The sequence below is a fragment of the Micromonospora sp. NBC_01412 genome (assembly GCF_045040215.1).
Lineage (GTDB): Bacteria > Actinomycetota > Actinomycetes > Mycobacteriales > Micromonosporaceae > Micromonospora > Micromonospora rubida.
In genome coordinates, this window is the sequence record NZ_CP109528.1 from 7926302 (window position 1) to 7942154 (window position 15853).

The following is a 15853-nucleotide window of genomic DNA, read 5'->3' on the forward strand; positions in this document are numbered from 1 at the left end:
GGCCCTCCAAGTAGAGACCCGCGCGTCGGCGAAGCGCACCCGGGCCGCGTACGTGCCCTTGAAGACACGCCGGGCGGCGTCCATTTCAGACCAGGTGGGGCGGTTGGGAGCGGGCCGCCCCGGTTCTGAACCTGCTCGGCGGGGCCGAACCGTCTTCGGACGACTCGGCCCCGCTTTCGGTTCGTCAGGGGGTCACCCGGGTAGCCGGGCTGTCGCCCGGCAGGCCCGACATGTCGGCCTCGACCGGCGGCAACGGAGTGATTCCGAGGACGCTGCCGTCCGTGGAGTACGCGGTGAGGGTGGCCGGCTGGTCCGGCGGTATCCGGGTGGTGCCGGCGTTCGACGCGTCGAGGGTGACCGTGGCCGGGGGTGCGCCGCCGACCGTGACCGTGACGCGGGCCGCGTCCGGCGGGGCGATCAGCCGCACCTGGTCCGTCGGCGTGCGGGTGCCGTTGTCGGCCCGGATCCGCCAGCCGATCCGTCCCTGATCGCGATGGCGGGTCACTCGGCCGGCGGAGCGAGCACGTTGGCGGCCATGGCGGCGGACTCCCGGCTGCTCGGCTACTCGGCTACTCCCAGCCGAGCACGTTCATCGCCGATTTCCGGCGAGTGATCAAGGTGACTCCCGGACTGCTCGCCAATTTGCCCTCCTATCGTGCTTGATGTCCAGAATCCGTAACGCCTGTCCTGGGTGCAGGATTGTCGACAGCCTGAACATCACCTAGCCTCCGTAAGGCAAGGCAACCCTTACTTGCCTGCCTCGACCGGGCGTGCTGCGCCTGCCACCCCCGTGATTCGGAGCCGATCGATGCCCGTGATCATTGAGCCCCTCGCCGATCGGCGAGGGGCCGCCGGCTCGGCAGCGGCGGCCGTCTTGCGTGGTGAACAGCTGGTGCTGCGCTACGGAAAGACGGCGGTGGTCCACGGCGTCTCGGTGGTGCTGGCGCCCGGTCGCGTGACGGCGTTGGTCGGGCCGAACGGCAGCGGGAAGTCGACGCTGCTGCGAGCCCTTGCCCGGTTGCATCGGGTGGATGGCGGCGAGGTGATGCTCGGCCACCGTGACGGGCAGCCGGAGCGCGCGGTGTCGCTGCTCAGCGTGCGTCAGTTCGCGCGGGAGGTCACGCTGTTCGCACAGTCGCGTCAGGCCCCCCACGGGCTCACGGTGCACGAGGTCGTCTCGTTCGGGCGCCATCCGCACCGGCGCCGCTTCGCCGGCCCATCCGCGGCGGACCGGAAGGCGGTCGGGCGCGCGATGGAAGTCACCGGCGTGCAGGACATGGCCGAGCGGCCGGTCGGCGAGCTCTCCGGTGGCGAGATGCAGCGCGTGTGGCTGGCCTCCTGCCTGGCTCAGGAGACCGGCGTCGTGCTCCTCGACGAGCCGACGAACCATCTGGACCTGCGCTACCAGATCGAGACGCTCGACCTGGTCCGGGATCTCGTCGACGAGCACGGCGTCGCCGTCGGCGTCGTGCTGCATGATCTCGACCACGCCGCTCGCGTCGCGGACACGCTGCTCCTCATGCACGCCGGGCGCATTCACGCCGCGGGCGACCCGCTCGATGTGCTCACCGCCGAGCACATCGGCGAGGTCTACGACCTGCGCGTGGAGGTCGAGGTCGACCCACGCACCGGCCGCCTTCGCATCGACCCGGTCGGGCGGCATCCCGCAAGGAACCGGAACGTCAATTCAGGAGAAGAACTCGCATGATCTTTGTCACCCGCCTCGCGGCCACCGCCGCGACGCTCACCGCGATCGCCGTGACGGTCACGGCTTGCGGCACCACGAAGGTCGACGAACCCGCCGCCGGCAACTCGACCGCCCCCTCGTCGCAGACCTGCGCCGACGACAAGACGACAACATCGACCGGCCCGGTGTCGATGACCGACGGCGTCGGCCGCAAGGTCGAGCTCGCCAAGCCCGCCCAGCGAGTCGCGGTGCTGGAATGGCAGCAGACCGAGGACCTGCTCACGCTGTGCCTCACTCCGGTCGCGGCCGCCGACACGAAGGGATACGCCACCTATGTGAAGGCGGAGCCGCTTCCGGCGAGTGTCGTCAACACCGGCGAGCGCGGCGAGCCCGACCTCGACGCGCTGTACGCCACGAACCCCGATCTCATCATCGTGGAGGCGTTCAAGGCCGACGATGAGCAGATCGCCAAGCTCGAGAAGCGCGGTGTCCCCGTGCTCGCCACGGTCGGGGCCGACGCCTCAGGCCAGATCGAGAACATGAAGAAGGTGTTCTCGATGATCGGTCAGGCCACCGGCCGCACCGAGCGCGCCGATCTGGTGTTGCGGCAGTTCGACGAACACCTCGCCGCAGCCAAGCAGACGGCCGAGGCCGCGAACGTCAAGTCCAAGGACTTCCTGTTCTTCGACGGCTGGATCGAAGGCGGCAACGTCGTCATCCGCCCCTATGGCAAGGGCGCCCTGTTCACCGAGCTCGGCGAGCAGCTCGGCCTGACTCCGGCCTGGACCGACAAGATCAACGCGGCCTACGGCAGCGGCGGCGTCGACCCCTCGTACGGCCTCGCGCAGACCGACATCGAGGGACTCATCGCCGTCGGGAGCGCGAACCTGTTCTACTCCGACGACGAGACCCCGGACAGCTACGTCAAGGAACTGCGCAAGAGCTCGATCTGGACCGCGCTGCCGGCCGTCAAGGAGGGCCGGGCGTACCCCTTCCCCGCGGGCGTCTGGGGAGCCGGCGGCCCGAAGTCGAACGAGGAAGCGATCGACGCCTACGTGAAGATCCTGACCGGGAAGTGAACGACACCGCCGCGCCGCGGCCGCTGCCCGGCGTCGGGCTCGGTCGCGGCGCGAGCGGGGCGGCCGCCCTGGCCGTCCTGCTCGTCGCAGTCGTCGTGACCGGGCTGTGGCACGTGACGCAGGGCACCTCCGGGGTGGGCTTCTGGGACCTGCTGCGCCATCTCTTCGGGGCGCGCGAGGATGTCGGCGGCGTACCGGTCACCGACGTGCTGACCGGGTCCCGCCTGCCTCGCATGCTCGCCGGGATCGCGGTCGGCGTGGCGCTCGGCGTGGGCGGGGCGCTGCTCCAGTCGGTCACCCGGAACGCGCTGGCCGCTCCGGACACGCTCGCCGTCACCGCCGGGTCCTACTTCGCGCTGTGCGCGGTCGCCGCGTTCGGTCTCGCGGTGCCGTTGTGGGCCTCGGGCGCCGTGGCCTTCGGCGGTGGTCTGCTCGCCGCGGGACTCGTGCTCGGCCTCGTCGGCACCGCTTCGGGCGCCGGGTCGACGCGGCTGATCCTGGCCGGCTCGGCGGTCGCGATGGCTCTCGACGCGGCCAGCGCCATGCTGCTGATCCTGTTCAAGGAGAGCACCACCGGGCTGTACGCCTGGGGCAGCGGCTCTCTCGCACAGCTGAACATAGACGCCGCCATGCGCGCCGCCCCGGTCATCGTCGTCGTGCTCGCCATCGCCGTGCTGCTGGCCCGGCGACTCGACGTGCTCGGCCTCGGCGACGACACGGCCGCCTCGCTCGGCGTGCCGATCCGCTCGACCCGGGTCATCGCGGTGTTCTGTGCCGTCCTGCTGACGAGCATCTCGGTGACGCTGGCCGGTCCCATCGCCTTCGTCGGCCTCGCCGCGCCGGTCGTGGTGCGCCTCGTGGCCAACCGCATCGGCGTGCTGAGCCGGCACGGTTTCCTGATCCCGGCCTGCGGACTGGTCGGGGCACTTCTGGTGCTCCTCGCGGACGACGTGCTCCGGGCGGTTCTCGGCGCCCAGGCGGCCGCCTCGATTCCCACCGGAATCCCGACCTCGTTGCTCGGTGCCATAGTCATCGTGATCCTCGCGCTCCGGCTTCGCGATTCGGGAGCGGCGCGAGATGCGCCCCGGGCCCGGGTCGCCACCCGCTCGCGCCGCCGCTTCCTCACCGTTGTGGTCGTCGCGGCCAGTCTGCTCGTCGCGGCGGTGCTGGCCGGCCTGCTGGCCGGCAGCCTGTGGCTACGCATCGGCGATATCGCGCTCTGGCTCCAGAGCTCCGCGCCGGACCTGATCGGCCGGGCACTCGACGACCGCGCCCCGCGGGTCGCGGCGGCCGTCGTCGCCGGTGCGGCGCTCGCTCTGGCCGGAACCGTCGTGCAGGGAACGGTACGCAATCCGCTGGCCGAGCCGGGCGTGCTCGGTATCACCGCCGGTGCCGGCCTCGGCGCGGTGATCGTGGTGACCTCGGGCGCGGCCGGCGGACGTCCCGCGCTCATCGTCACGGCCGTCGCGATGGGACTCGGCACCTTCGCGCTCATCGCCCTGCTGGCGTGGCGCGGAGGGCTCCTCCCCGACCGTTTCCTGCTCATCGGCATCGGCTGCGGCTACGCGCTCAGCGACATCAGCACCTTCCTACTCCTGCGTGCCGATCCGTGGGACACGCCGCGGATCCTCACCTGGCTCTCGGGCACGACCTACGGCCGGTCCTTCGCCGACGTGCTGCCGGTCGCGCTCGTGCTTCTCCTCGCGACCCCCGCGGTGCTGGGAATGCGCCGCCAACTCGACCTCCTGGCGATCGACGAGGACACCCCGCGGATCTTCGGCGTCCGCCGGGAAGGCGCGCGACTCGCACTGCTGACGATCGCGGCGGTCGTGGCGGCGGTGAGCGTGATCGCGGTCGGCGTGGTCGGCTTCGTCGGGCTCGTCGCTCCCCACATCGCCCGCGGCCTCGTCGGCGTTCGGCATGGGCGCATCATCCCGGTCGCCATGCTGCTCGGCGGCCTGCTCGTCTGCGTTGCCGACGCCCTCGGCCGTACGCTCATCGCCCCCTCGCAGATCCCCGCCGGGCTCATGATGGCTCTTGTCGGAGCACCCTATTTCGTCTGGCTGCTGCGTCGCTCACGCGGCTGATCGGCGGCCTGCTTCACAAAGGTACGGATGAGCGCGCCGACCAACTCAGGACGCTCGGCGACGAGGTGATGCGTGGTACCCGGCACGATGCACAACTGCGCGCCGGGAATCGACGCGGCGATGAGCAGGCTGTGACCGGGCGGGATCGTGTCACGGTCGCCCGACATCACGAGCACCGGCGCCGCGATCCGGGCGAGTTCGTCCGGGTCGATGTGCGGTTCGCTCGTCCAGAGGCGCAACAGCTTGGCGAGTACGACGTCCGCATGCTCCGGCCCATCCGGCGACAGGCGTTCATAGTGCATCCGCTCGACGTCCGGTTTCTGCTCCTCCCCGAGCGCCTCGAGTACGGGGGCGGCTGAATCCGTGAACGCCGACGGATCGAGGTTCGCGCTGATGGCGGTCAGCGAGCGCACCCGCGCCGGGTGGTCGAGGGCGAGCAACAGCCCGATGATCGCGCCGTCGCTGTAGCCGACGATGTGCGCCGATTCGAGGTCGACGGCATCGAGGTAGGTCAGGGTGTCGGCGACCCCGCGCGCGTACCCGTACTCCCCGTCGATGTCAGCCGACCGGCCGTGCCCGGGACGCTCGAAGGCGAACACCCGGTGATCCGGCACGAGCGCGTCGGACTGCGCCCGCATCGACTCGAGGGAGCAGAAGCCACCGTGCAGCAGAAGGACGGGATCGCCCTCGCCGGCGACTTCCGAATACAGGTCGACATCGCCGATCCGGAGGTAGCCCATCTGCTCCCGTCACCATTTCCCGAGTTCTGAATCCGGCACAGCTCAGCGCCTGCGCCGCACCGCGCTCACCGGCGTAGGCCAGGGGGTGGCGACCAGGCGCGGTGAACGCCTGGTCAGAGTACGCCTCCCGCACCGCGCTGCCCTGCTGCCGGGCCGGGTGGCGACGCATGCGAGGCCCGCGGTGAGAGCAGTCCTGCGGCGTCCCTCACCGGCCGACGGGGCTGCCGCTCACCCATGGTGACAAACCGAGGGAGCCGGGCGCGCGTTGTCGGCGGCAGACGAGGATGCCGAGTGGTCGTGCCATTCCGCCGTGCCGGACCGCTTCTGTCACCGTCACTGGGACGAAACCCCGGAGACCCGGCTGAGGTGTTCGAGCTCAGCTGGGTAGGCGTCGCTCACCGGCCGTCGAGTTGCTCGCGTACCGGAGCGGCGATGCGGGCGAGCGCGGCGCCGAGATGGCGTTGCTGTGCGGCGCTGAGCGGGTCAAACACCAGTTGCCTGACCCGCTCGACATGAGCCGGGGCGCTGTCCTCAACCTTCTGCAGACCGGCGTCGGTCAGGGCCGCGAGGGTGTACCGGCCGTTGTCCGGGTCAGGGCATCGGGTGACCCACCCCTGCTGCTCGAAACGGACCATCAGCTTGGACAGCCGTGGTTGCGTGCTGTTGCACTGCGCGGCCAGGTCGCTGAGCCGCATCGTGCGCGTCTCGGTCATGGACAGCCGGGCCATCACGCTGTACTCGAAGTTCGAGATGCCCTCGTCCCGCTGCAACTGACGGTCCAGCAGCGTGGGCAGCGCGATGACCACGGTGAGCAGGTCCTGCCACAGCTTCTGCTGCTCGTCGTCGAGCCAATGGGGGTCGCCGGTCATGGCGCGCAGCTTACTTGGCTGGGCAACCTGGCACCCAGAGATGTCTTCCTGCTCAGGAGCGGTACTGACCCGGCCGGGCTCTGTGATGCCGTGCACCTTGACTTGCCTAGGCAAGTCAGGCACACTCGTTTACAGTTGCCCAGGCAAGTGCGGAGGCGTTCCGGCGTCTCGCCCTGAAGAGATCGACACCCGATGACCATGACGAATAACCCGATACCCTTTCCCCGGCCAAGCCGGCCCGCCGGGGCCTACGACAACCATCTGGAACAGGTGTTGCCGCTGGCGAGGAAGCAGCCGGTATGGACCCCGTCCAACGGGCCCCTACCCAGCCTCTTCGTCAGCCACGGAGCCCCGTTCACCCTCGACGACCCGCAGTGGATCGCCGATCTCTTCCAGTGGGCGCAGTCGATCCCGAAACCCCGAGCCGTCGTGGTCGTCTCGGCGCACTGGGAGAAAGCGCCGAAGGCGATCTCCGGGACCGCTGCCCGCACGCCGCTCTACTACGATTTCAACGGTTTCCATCCCCGCTACAAGACCCTGCCCTACGCCACCCCGGACGCCACCACCCTGGCCCAGCGCTTGTTGAAGGCGCTTCCCCACCGGACGACGGTGCACGAGTTCACCGGGCGCGGCCTCGACCACGGCGCCTTCATTCCGCTGATGGCAATGTATCCGACGGCCGACATCCCGATCGTGCAACTGTCGATGCCCAGCCTCGACCCTGGCACACTGCTCAACCTCGGCGCACGCCTGCGGTCCCTACGCGAGGAAGGCATCCTGGTACTCGGCTCCGGATTCATGACGCACAGCTTCGCCGCCTTCCAGAACCCCGCTCTCGTCGCGCACACCGCGACGTTCGACGCATGGGCCACCGACGCGCTCACCCGAGGCGATATCGACGCCCTCACCGACTTCCCTGGCAAAGCTCCCGGCGCTGACGTCGCCCACCCGACCGCTGACCACTACGTCCCCCTGCTGTTCACCGTCGGTGCCGCCGCCGAACCCAGCAGCGCGGTCAGCGCCATCGACCGGATGGTGCTGGGCAACTCGACCCGGTCGGCGCAGATGAGCTGAGCGGCCCGCGCACCGCTCAAAACACAGACAGGTGGAGGTGGCGACCACCGGTCCGAAGATTCCCCCCGTTCGCCACAGATCCGACACCACGAAAACCATGAGGAGAGTGCCGTGAAGGCAATCCGCTACCACGAGTTCGGCAGCACCGAAGTCCTGCGCCAAGAGGAGGTGGAGCGTCCGGTCCCCGGCGCCGGCCAGGTGCTGGTGAAGGTGGCTGCCACCTCGTTCAACCCCGTCGACGACCACATCCGGCTGGGCGTCCTCGCCGAAATGATCCCCACCCCGCTGCCGATCACCCCCGGCCTCGACGTCGCCGGCACCGTCGCCAAGCTCGGCGACGCAGTCACCGGACTGCAGATCGGCGACCCGATCATCGCCATGCTCCCGCTCGACGAGCACGGCGGAGCCGCCGAGTACGCGGTCGTGGCGGCCGACCTGGTGACCGCCGCTCCCCGCACCATCACTCTGACCGACGCCGCATCACTACCCCTGACCGGGCTGGCCGCTCGCCAGGCGGCCATCGAGCTCGCCGGGATCACGGCCGGCCAAACCGTTCTCGTCAACGGAGCAGGCGGTGCGGTGGGAAGCATCGTGGTCCAACTCGCCGTCGAAGCCGGCGCGAAGGTAACCGCCGTCGACGGCCCCCAACACACCAACCGCCTGAACGGCTACGGCGTGGAGAAGGTCGTCGGCCCGCTGGTCCTCGACGCAGGCCCGGCCACCGTCGGTGGCCCCTTCGACGTGGTGGTGAACCACGTACGCCTGACTCCCGAGGACCTCGCGAAGCTGACCCCCTACGTGGCCGACGGCGGCATCGTCGTCAGCTCCGCCGGCCCCGTGCCGGCCGACAAGGCACGCTCGGTACGCACGGCGGGCGTGTGGGTCGGCCCCGACGCCTCCCACCTGGCCGACCTCGTCTCCCGTGTCGACAACGGCGTACTCAAGCTGCACATCGCCGACCGCCGGCCACTGGAGGAACTACCGGCAGTCCACCAGGATGCGAGCAACGGCAAGCTGCTCGGCAAAACGGTCATCGTCGTCGCCTGACACCACGCCGCGTCGGCGTCCACCGTCGAAGCCCCCCTTCGGTGGACGCCAACGCACGCGGGACGTCACGGAGCAGCTCGGGCGGCGCCCAGGGAACCACAGCCCGCTCGCGGAACCGCGTTCAAGTCTGCGCGAGATCGACGACGAAAACGGATACGTTCAGCGCGACAGGATCGTGGGCTGGGCCGCGTCCCCGGTCAATTCGGAAGGTAGTCGGAACACTTCTGTGGCCCGCCGGCGAGGGCCGAGGAGAGCACGGGCGCTGAATACCAGATCCTCCGCTTGCGCGGAGTTCCCGAATCGAACGGAATAGCAGGAAGCGCCCGCATGGCCTCGGCCGTCGCCGCTTACGCGGGGATCAGCTCACTGAGTCGATCGAGAGTATATGCCTCCGACCCATCCGGTAGGTCCTGAGGCGCCTCGATGCCGATGAACGTGATCGGCTCGTCTGGCAACCGGCCGTTCCACGTCATCACCTCCGCCCGCGCGCGCCAACGGTCGACAAGGTAGGAGACGGTGAGGTAACGCCGCTCCATCAGTGCTCGTACCCGGTGGGACGTGGTGAACGTGTTCTCCTCCACCCGGTTGAATGACGGCGTACCCCGCAGGTACAGGTGCAGCCACACGGCCTGCCAGCCACGCTCACCCTTGGCGAACACCATCGGCAGCGCGACCCGGCCCTGGCCGCGCAGGTGCGAACGCGCCCGCACGGTCCGTGCGTCGAACGGGGCGCCGAACTGGTCCCGTGTCCGGGTCTGGTACCCGAACATCGACTCGGCGACCTCGTCGAACGACTCTCCCGCATAGATGTTGACCTGCGGAACCACATAGTGCCCGCGAACGGTCAGGGGCACGTCGATGAACTCGGTCGCACCGTTCGTCGCGTCGGTGACGTCGCCGGAATGCACCACACCGTCGTGGTGGTAGTTCGTCCACGACACCTGGCCTGCACCGTGGAACTCGTCATCGAGCAGCAGCACCGACAGGTCGTAGTCGGTGCGACGACTGGTCTGGCGCCAGTAGGTGAACAAGCGCAGCAGCTCACCGGAAACCGACGCCCGCGAGCCCCTCGGCAGGACCGCGAAACCGCCTTCGGCCGCCTTGCCGGACAGCGGCAGTGCGACGTCGAGCACCTCCGGGTCCACCATCAGCGGTCGTTCCGGCTCCGGGAGCCGGGCGCTGATCTCCGCGTCGAGCAGCGACGACAGCTCGGCCACCAGCTCGGCCGGCAGCGGTGGCCGCTCATCGGGACCGACCCACGCGGTGCGCGAGCGGCTCGCGTACATCCGGGCGGAAGCGGGAGTCAGCCGGTTGTCGACATGCTCCCGCAGCGAGAGGAGCACCCGGCCCGACGCCGAGCCGAGCGCACCGGTGACTGCTTCGACGACAGCGGTTCGCTCCGATTGCGACGCCAGCCGCAGCAGCCGGTCGGCGGATCGCAGGAGCAGGCCCGGCGCGGCCGACAACACCGACGCGGCCGGGCCGATGGCTCCGGCGCGGATCGCCGCCTCCGCACGGCCGGCGAGGTTGGGTACCCGCCGCTCGCCGCGCGCGACCGCGAACACCTCCCGCGCGTACGGCCACTGGTCGTACTCGTGCGGGTGCAGCCGCTCCCCGAGCCGCTTCCACCGCTCCGCGTAGCGCACGACGTCACCGAGCTTGTCCGGGCACGCCTCGACGACCTCGTTCAGCGCGGCCAGCAGCATCCGCCGCTCCGGACGCCGGAAGGCACGGAATCGCGTGGGTGTCGCGAGCGAGGCGTCCCCGCCGGAGACGTGGCAGGCAAGGCGCAGCACGTCGGTCGTCGTGTCCACGCCGACCAGCGGCCGGCCGAGGACGAGCCGGATCCCGTTGAGCACGGCACGGTTCTCCCGTACCGGGATCTTGGCCGGCTGCGCGCCGTCCACACAGGCGACTGCGAGCTCGCTGAGGATCGCGAGTTCCGCCTCACCATGTGGCGTTGCGCTACCGGCCAGGCCCAGATACAGCCGCGTCGCCTCCACCTCGACAGCGTCGCCGAGATGCAGCAAGGTCACCCGGTCACCGGCTGCGGTGATCAGGTCGTCGTGCGCGGCCAACAGCTCGGCATAGGTGTGCTGGTAGGTCCCGTAAGTCGGCAGGGCGAGCAGGTTCACCCCACCGGAGGCGATGGCGTCCCGCAGCTGCGCGTCGGTCGCCGTGCCCCCGCCGGTGAACACGGCCGCCCGTAGCCGGTCCGTCCAGAACTCGAGGGTGTCCGGCACGCCGTCCGGGAAGCCGATGAAATAGGCGTTGTGCTGGACATGGTCGCCTACCAGCTCGCGCACCGCCGAGACGACCGTGGCGGCGAGGTCCATCGCCGGCGCGGGGGCCAGGGTGCCGATGTGCTCCAGCAGAGCCCGCGACGCCGAGAACCCGGCATCGAGCAGCGCCGCGTCCAGCTGCCGGGCCACCGGCGTGCCGTCGCCAGCCGCGCCAGTGCTGGCCGGCACCCGCAGTGTCTTCTGGATGATCAGCTTCTCGAGCACGTGGTCCTCCCTTCCGGTCGACTCCGGCAGTTGCCGGCCTGCAGCCACGGCACAGTGGGTCGCCGGGGACTCGAACCCCGAACCCTTCGATCCAACTAGGAGAAGGAAGCGCTCCCGTGACCGCACAGGCGGAGAGCGGACGCGCTACTCAGTCGAATGCTCTAGCCAGTTGAGCTAGCGACCCAGATGTCGATCATCGCACCGGCCGGGCCGACATGGCCATCCGGTTTCGGCGCCACTGCCGGACACGGCGGACATGGGAGTGCCGCCTACCCAGCGTCACAACAGCCGGCTGAGGCCGGCACAGACCGGAGATGGCTGGCACACTCCCTTGAGCGTCCTAGGACATCGACTTCACGATGGTCAGGGAAGCTGGTCCGTTATCTGTACAGGCCCGATGCTCTCCTTAGGCAGCAGCGATCCCACCCTGCTACGTCCCTGCTCCTACTGCGCGGCCAGACACGGGATCCGCGTCCCGTCCATCATCCAGCTCGAACCGCACCAATTACCCGTCTTCCTCCGGCATCGCCGCACGTTGGTGACCTACCACTACCGGTCCGGCAGCAGCACCGAACAGCCCATCGGGGCGACGCCCGAGATCATCACCGCCACGCACCGCTACAAGGTAGATCGCCAGGGCGCGGCGGCCATCAACGCGGCCCGTGGGCCTCGGCTGGGCCGCAGCAGCCATCGGTGCAGGCGTCGGACGGCGCGGTGTTGGTCGAGACGGTGTGCAGGGCGGCGTTCGGTGCGCAGCAGCTGTCACCCTTCCACGCTTCGCGGCCTTCCTTGACCGCGACGGCGGCGATGACCAGCGCGGCGATCGGGTCGGCCCAGGACCAGCCGAACAGGCTGTTGACCGCCAGGCCCACCAAGAGCACGGCGGATAGATAGGTGCACAGCAGCGTTTGCTTCGAGTCGGCCACGGCCGTGCGGGAGCCGAGTTCACGCCCGGCGCGGCGTTGCGCGTACGACAACCAGGGCATCACCGCGAGCGACACCGCAGCCAGGATCAGTCCGATGCTGGAGTGTTCGGCCTCAGCGCCGCCGACCAGCGCGCGGACCGATTCGACGGTGACGTAGGCGGCGAGGGCGAAGAACGACACGGCGATGATCCGTAGCGCCTTCTTCTCCCGTGCTTCGGGGTCACGGCCGGCGAACTGCCATGCGACCGCCGCTGCGGATGACACCTCGATGACCGAGTCCAGGCCGAAGCCGATCAGTGCCGTCGACGACGCCATCGTGCCGGCGGTGATCGCCACGACCGCCTCGATGACGTTGTAGGTGATGGTGGCGGCGACCAGCAGCTGCACGCGTTTGGCGAGGACGGCGCGGCGCGCGGGGCTGGGGCCGGACGGTGTCAGCTGGATCAGCGGCAGGCTCATCAGCAGCAGCCCTTCTTCTCGGAGTCCGGGCACGCGGCCGGGTCGACGGCCAGGACCAGGCCGAGCAGGTCACCGAGGGCGTGGGCCAACCGGGCGTCGGCCAGTTCGTAGCGGGTGCGCCGGCCTTCCGGTACCGCCACCACCAGGCCGCAGCCGCGCAGGCAGGCGAGGTGGTTGGACAGGTTCTGTCGGGTGGTGCCCAGCAACTCGGCCAGCTCCGCCGGGTACCCCGGCTGCTCGCGCAGTGCCAGTAGCAGTCTGGCTCGGGTCGGATCCGACAGGGCATGGCCGAAGCGGGCCAGGACCTGCCCGTGCGTCAACGTCTCCACCCCACCGACAGTACATCGGATGATGTACCAACAGAAGTTGTCGCCCGCTCTGGGAGTCCAATCCACTCGCCGGCCGGCTCACAGCGAAGCCTCAGGATTCACTCAGCAATGAATAAACCAGGAACTGTATTATCGCGCGGTCATGACGAAGCGCTGCGGATGCGCGCTCAACACCAGGTGAGGGTGGCATGCCGGCGAACAACGCCAAGGCGCGTAAGCGCACCGCCAAGGGCAACACAGCTGCCACGGCGCAGGCCAAGTCGAGCGCCAAGGGCGCCGCGAGCGTCAGCGCCAAGACCAACGCCGGCAAGGCCACACGCCAGATCCGCAAGACGGGTATGAGCACCAACCTGAAGGTCACCCTCGGCGTGCTCGCGGTCGCCCTGGCGGTGCTCATCGGAGTCGTCGTGGTCAACCGGGACGGCACGCCCGGCACCACGGCGGTGTCCGAGGCGCTCGTACGCCCGGACAGCCACCGCCTGTCGACCGCTGCGGACGGCAAGACCACCGTGGTGGAGTTCCTGGACTTCGAGTGCGAGTCGTGCCTGGCTGCCTACCCCGGTGTGGAGAAGCTGCGCGCCGAGTACGGCGACCGGATCACCTATGTGGTGCGTTACTTCCCGATCGCCAGCCACCCCAACGCCTACAACGCCGCGCACGCCGCCGAGGCCGCCGCTCGGCAGGGCAAGTTCGAGCCCATGTACAAGAAGCTGTTCGACAACCAGAATGCCTGGGGACACAACCCGCAGTCACAGGCCGACGTCTTCGCCGGCTACGCCCGTGAAATCGGCCTCGACATGACCCGGTACAACTCCGACGTGGCCAGCCCCGAGGTCGCCAACCGGGTGAAGGCCGACGCCACCGACGGCGAGAACGCCGGCGTGCAGGGCACCCCGACGTTCTTCATCAACGGCGAGAAGTACACAGACTCGCCCACCTACGACGGCCTCAAGGCCGCGATCAACGCATCCCTTACCTCATGACCCAGGTCCAGGCTCCCAGCACCGATCCCGGCGACGACAACCACACGGTCGCCGTGTCCGACGACGCGCAGCATCGCGTCCTCAGCGACCGGCTGATCGGCTGGATCCTCACCATCGGCGGCCTGACCGGCGCCCTCGCCGCGTTCGTGCTCACCGTCGAGAAGATCGCCCTGCTGAAAAACCCCGCCTACGTGCCCAGCTGCTCCATCAACCCGATCCTGTCCTGCGGATCGATCATGACCACCGCCCAGGCCGAAGTATTCGGCTTCGCCAACCCGCTGATCGGACTGGCCACCTTCCCCGTTGTCGCCACCACCGGCGTCGCCGTGCTCGCCCGAGCCCGGCTGCCCCGCTGGTGGTGGCTCGCCCTGCACGCCGGCACCCTGTTCGGCGTCGTGTTCGTGCACTGGCTGTTCTTCCAGAGCCTGTACCGCATCGGCGCGCTCTGCCCCTACTGCATGATCGTCTGGGTCGTCACGATCGTGCTGTTCAGCTACACCACCCTCTACAACCTGCAAGACGGTCGGCTCCCTGCCCCGCGCCGGCTCACCGACGCCGCCCTGCGCGTGCACAGCGCCATCCCGACCCTATGGCTGCTGGGCCTGACCGCACTGATCGGCGTGCAGTTCTGGAACTACTGGCGCACCCTGCTCTGACCGGCGGGGAACTGGGCCGGCGCGGGCGCCAAGGACAAGCTCTCCGATCCGGACCGGATCCTGGCCGCCACCCTCTACCTGCGCAAGATCGGCGCCCACGACCTACCCGCCCGGCTCCTCGGCATCGCCGGAAACACGCTCACGCGGGCCGTCCAAGAATACGGCCCCTCCTGGCCGAACACACGATCCCGCCCTCAACCGCCAGATTCCCCACCCCGACGGACGTGGCCGCCCACCTCGACAGGTACGGCAACCAGCCCCCGAGGAAGACCAAACGAGCAGGTTGATTCCCTGCAAGCCCTTAGTGAGGTCATTTGTCGGGTCTGGTGTGTCACGAGGTGATCTGAGTGATCACGAGAACTACCTGCACGGAGGCGGGCAATCGATTGTCAATCGTCGATTGCTGGTAAACAATCCAGCGAAGTCGCCACGCCCATGTGTCCGATACGGATCCACATCGCCAGCGCGGCTGAGATAGGGAGGGACAACACAACATGTTGCGTCGTGTCTTCGTCGCGGTGGTGCTCGCCATCGGCGCCACCGCCGTGATCCCCAGCGCACCGGCCCAGGCCCTGTACGCCTGCCCAGCCGGCAACATGTGCCTGCACACCTGGTACGCCGACTCGGCCCACACGATCTGGAATGGCAGCTACAGCATCAACTGCGACGCGGTGGTGCTTCGGCTCGGCACGCAGTCCGGGCACCTGGTCTTCACCAAGTCACCGTGCGGAGATGTGCCGCCACCGCCGATCAGCTGACGAATGCGGTTGGGTGACACCGGGGGCAAAAGGCGCCGAGCTTCCCCTTCGCCCCCGATGTCGACCAATGGCGTCGGGCGACCGGGGCGCGTCGTCCAACCGGCGTTCACCGGAGCAGGTGGCGTCTGACCATTCAGCTCGGAACCATCTCGTGCCTGCCCGCTCGCGATCGTCGACACCACCGACGCAGGGCGATTGCGAAGTCGGGCGGGAGCGCTTCGATCAGGATGTCTCGGGGGTGCTGGCGTGGGCGCCGCTCCACGGCAGGTGTGCCTCCCGGCGCGGCCCTGGCGTGGGTGCCGCTCCACGGCGGGTGTGCCTCCCGGTGCCTATGGAGCTGAGTCGGATACGACATCAGCCGCGCTCGCCGTGCTCGGCGACCGTAAGCGACGACCCGACGGGCGGTGGGTGACGCGACGGCGGTGGGTGACGCGACGGCGGTGATGACGTGGACGACTCAATTCCAAAGGCGCCGCCCCACTGCATCGACCGCCCCCCTCACAGCTCCGCCCCGGGCCACGGTCCCCGGGCAAACCAGAGACCGCACCCGCGACAACGCAATGACCCTGACCACCGACGGCGCAGCCGACCCACAGACGTCCGCCGAGCTGGCCGCTGCCTGCATGGAGGCGGTCGGGCGGGCTGAAGCGAC

General features: G+C 69.3%; 15 protein-coding genes, 1 tRNA gene and 1 pseudogene. 9 read left to right on the forward strand and 8 right to left on the reverse strand.

Annotated elements, in window-relative coordinates:
* Positions 1-184: 184 nt before the first annotated feature.
* The gene (locus OG617_RS33920; protein WP_405097243.1) at positions 185-505 is read right to left on the reverse strand and encodes a hypothetical protein; all 321 of its coding nucleotides are present in this window, start codon (positions 503-505) and stop codon (positions 185-187) included.
* A gap of 303 nt (positions 506-808) precedes the next feature.
* On the opposite strand from OG617_RS33920, the gene OG617_RS33925 reads away from it, so the two are divergent.
* On the forward strand, positions 809-1708 hold the full coding sequence (locus OG617_RS33925) for an ABC transporter ATP-binding protein (protein WP_405097245.1): 900 nt from the start codon (positions 809-811) through the stop codon (positions 1706-1708).
* Here OG617_RS33925 and OG617_RS33930 read toward each other — a convergent pair.
* Entirely contained in the window at positions 1683-1850 is a 168-nt protein-coding gene (locus tag OG617_RS33930) for a hypothetical protein (protein ID WP_405097247.1), read from the reverse strand. The two genes, OG617_RS33925 and OG617_RS33930, sit on opposite strands and share 26 nt — an antisense overlap.
* Before the next feature lie 28 nt (positions 1851-1878).
* On the opposite strand from OG617_RS33930, the gene OG617_RS33935 reads away from it, so the two are divergent.
* Together OG617_RS33935 and OG617_RS33940 are read left to right on the forward strand one after the other, a co-directional pair.
* Positions 1879-2766 carry an ABC transporter substrate-binding protein gene (locus OG617_RS33935; protein WP_405104046.1) on the forward strand — a complete coding sequence of 296 codons (888 nt, stop codon included), beginning with the start codon at positions 1879-1881 and terminating at the stop codon, positions 2764-2766.
* On the forward strand, positions 2763-4853 hold the full coding sequence (locus OG617_RS33940; RefSeq protein ID WP_405097249.1) for an iron ABC transporter permease: 2091 nt from the start codon (positions 2763-2765) through the stop codon (positions 4851-4853). The genes OG617_RS33935 and OG617_RS33940 overlap by 4 nt, the downstream gene beginning before the upstream one ends.
* Here the strand turns inward: OG617_RS33940 and OG617_RS33945 are convergent.
* Positions 4817-5593: an alpha/beta fold hydrolase gene (locus tag OG617_RS33945; RefSeq protein ID WP_405097251.1), complete on the reverse strand. Its 777-nt coding sequence runs from the start codon at positions 5591-5593 to the stop codon at positions 4817-4819. The two genes, OG617_RS33940 and OG617_RS33945, sit on opposite strands and share 37 nt — an antisense overlap.
* Positions 5594-5988: 395 nt before the next feature.
* Positions 5989-6462 (reverse strand): MarR family winged helix-turn-helix transcriptional regulator, encoded by a 474-nt coding sequence (locus OG617_RS33950; protein WP_405097253.1) that lies wholly within the window; start codon positions 6460-6462, stop codon positions 5989-5991.
* A gap of 270 nt (positions 6463-6732) precedes the next feature.
* On the opposite strand from OG617_RS33950, the gene OG617_RS33955 reads away from it, so the two are divergent.
* Both OG617_RS33955 and OG617_RS33960 read left to right on the forward strand, forming a co-directional pair.
* Positions 6733-7536, forward strand: a complete 804-nt coding sequence (locus tag OG617_RS33955) for a dioxygenase (RefSeq protein WP_405097255.1) — start codon at positions 6733-6735, stop codon at positions 7534-7536.
* Positions 7537-7647: 111 nt separating this feature from the next.
* On the forward strand, positions 7648-8583 hold the full coding sequence (locus tag OG617_RS33960) for an NADP-dependent oxidoreductase (RefSeq protein ID WP_405097257.1): 936 nt from the start codon (positions 7648-7650) through the stop codon (positions 8581-8583).
* 347 nt (positions 8584-8930) lie between these two features.
* Here OG617_RS33960 and OG617_RS33965 read toward each other — a convergent pair whose 3' ends face one another.
* The 4 genes from OG617_RS33965 to OG617_RS33980 form a co-directional block, all read right to left on the reverse strand.
* Complete coding sequence (locus tag OG617_RS33965) at positions 8931-11090, reverse strand: hypothetical protein (protein WP_405097259.1); 2160 nt, start codon at positions 11088-11090, stop codon at positions 8931-8933.
* A gap of 55 nt (positions 11091-11145) precedes the next feature.
* A tRNA-OTHER gene (locus OG617_RS33970) sits at positions 11146-11274 on the reverse strand.
* A gap of 466 nt (positions 11275-11740) precedes the next feature.
* Complete coding sequence (locus OG617_RS33975) at positions 11741-12475, reverse strand: cation transporter (protein WP_405097261.1); 735 nt, start codon at positions 12473-12475, stop codon at positions 11741-11743.
* Positions 12475-12804 (reverse strand): ArsR/SmtB family transcription factor, encoded by a 330-nt coding sequence (locus tag OG617_RS33980; RefSeq protein ID WP_405097263.1) that lies wholly within the window; start codon positions 12802-12804, stop codon positions 12475-12477. The genes OG617_RS33975 and OG617_RS33980 overlap by 1 nt, the downstream gene beginning before the upstream one ends.
* Positions 12805-13142: 338 nt before the next feature.
* Here OG617_RS33980 and OG617_RS33985 point away from each other — a divergent pair, with 338 nt between their 5' ends.
* From OG617_RS33985 to OG617_RS34000, 4 genes and pseudogenes are all read left to right on the forward strand, one after another.
* Positions 13143-13787: a DsbA family protein gene (locus OG617_RS33985; RefSeq protein ID WP_405104047.1), complete on the forward strand. Its 645-nt coding sequence runs from the start codon at positions 13143-13145 to the stop codon at positions 13785-13787.
* Entirely contained in the window at positions 13784-14443 is a 660-nt protein-coding gene (locus OG617_RS33990; RefSeq protein ID WP_405097265.1) for a vitamin K epoxide reductase family protein, read from the forward strand. Before OG617_RS33985 ends, OG617_RS33990 begins: the two co-directional genes overlap by 4 nt.
* 18 nt (positions 14444-14461) lie before the next feature.
* Positions 14462-14730: pseudogene (locus OG617_RS33995) on the forward strand (hypothetical protein); the annotation flags it as partial.
* Positions 14731-14937: 207 nt separating this feature from the next.
* Entirely contained in the window at positions 14938-15201 is a 264-nt protein-coding gene (locus tag OG617_RS34000) for a hypothetical protein (RefSeq protein WP_405097267.1), read from the forward strand.
* The last annotated feature ends 652 nt before the right edge of the window (positions 15202-15853 follow it).

What these genes read in the sequence shown, in the direction of transcription:
- OG617_RS33925 (WP_405097245.1), top strand. Translation starts at nt 809, where the DNA reads ATGCCCGTGATCATTGAGCCCCTCGCCGATCGGCGAGGGGCCGCCGGC.
- OG617_RS33935 (WP_405104046.1), top strand. Translation starts at nt 1,879, where the DNA reads ATGACCGACGGCGTCGGCCGCAAGGTCGAGCTCGCCAAGCCCGCCCAG.
- OG617_RS33945 (WP_405097251.1), bottom strand. Translation starts at nt 5,593, where the DNA reads ATGGGCTACCTCCGGATCGGCGATGTCGACCTGTATTCGGAAGTCGCC.
- OG617_RS33950 (WP_405097253.1), bottom strand. Translation starts at nt 6,462, where the DNA reads ATGACCGGCGACCCCCATTGGCTCGACGACGAGCAGCAGAAGCTGTGG.
- OG617_RS33975 (WP_405097261.1), bottom strand. Translation starts at nt 12,475, where the DNA reads ATGAGCCTGCCGCTGATCCAGCTGACACCGTCCGGCCCCAGCCCCGCG.
- OG617_RS33985 (WP_405104047.1), top strand. Translation starts at nt 13,143, where the DNA reads ATGAGCACCAACCTGAAGGTCACCCTCGGCGTGCTCGCGGTCGCCCTG.
- OG617_RS33990 (WP_405097265.1), top strand. Translation starts at nt 13,784, where the DNA reads ATGACCCAGGTCCAGGCTCCCAGCACCGATCCCGGCGACGACAACCAC.
- OG617_RS34000 (WP_405097267.1), top strand. Translation starts at nt 14,938, where the DNA reads ATGTTGCGTCGTGTCTTCGTCGCGGTGGTGCTCGCCATCGGCGCCACC.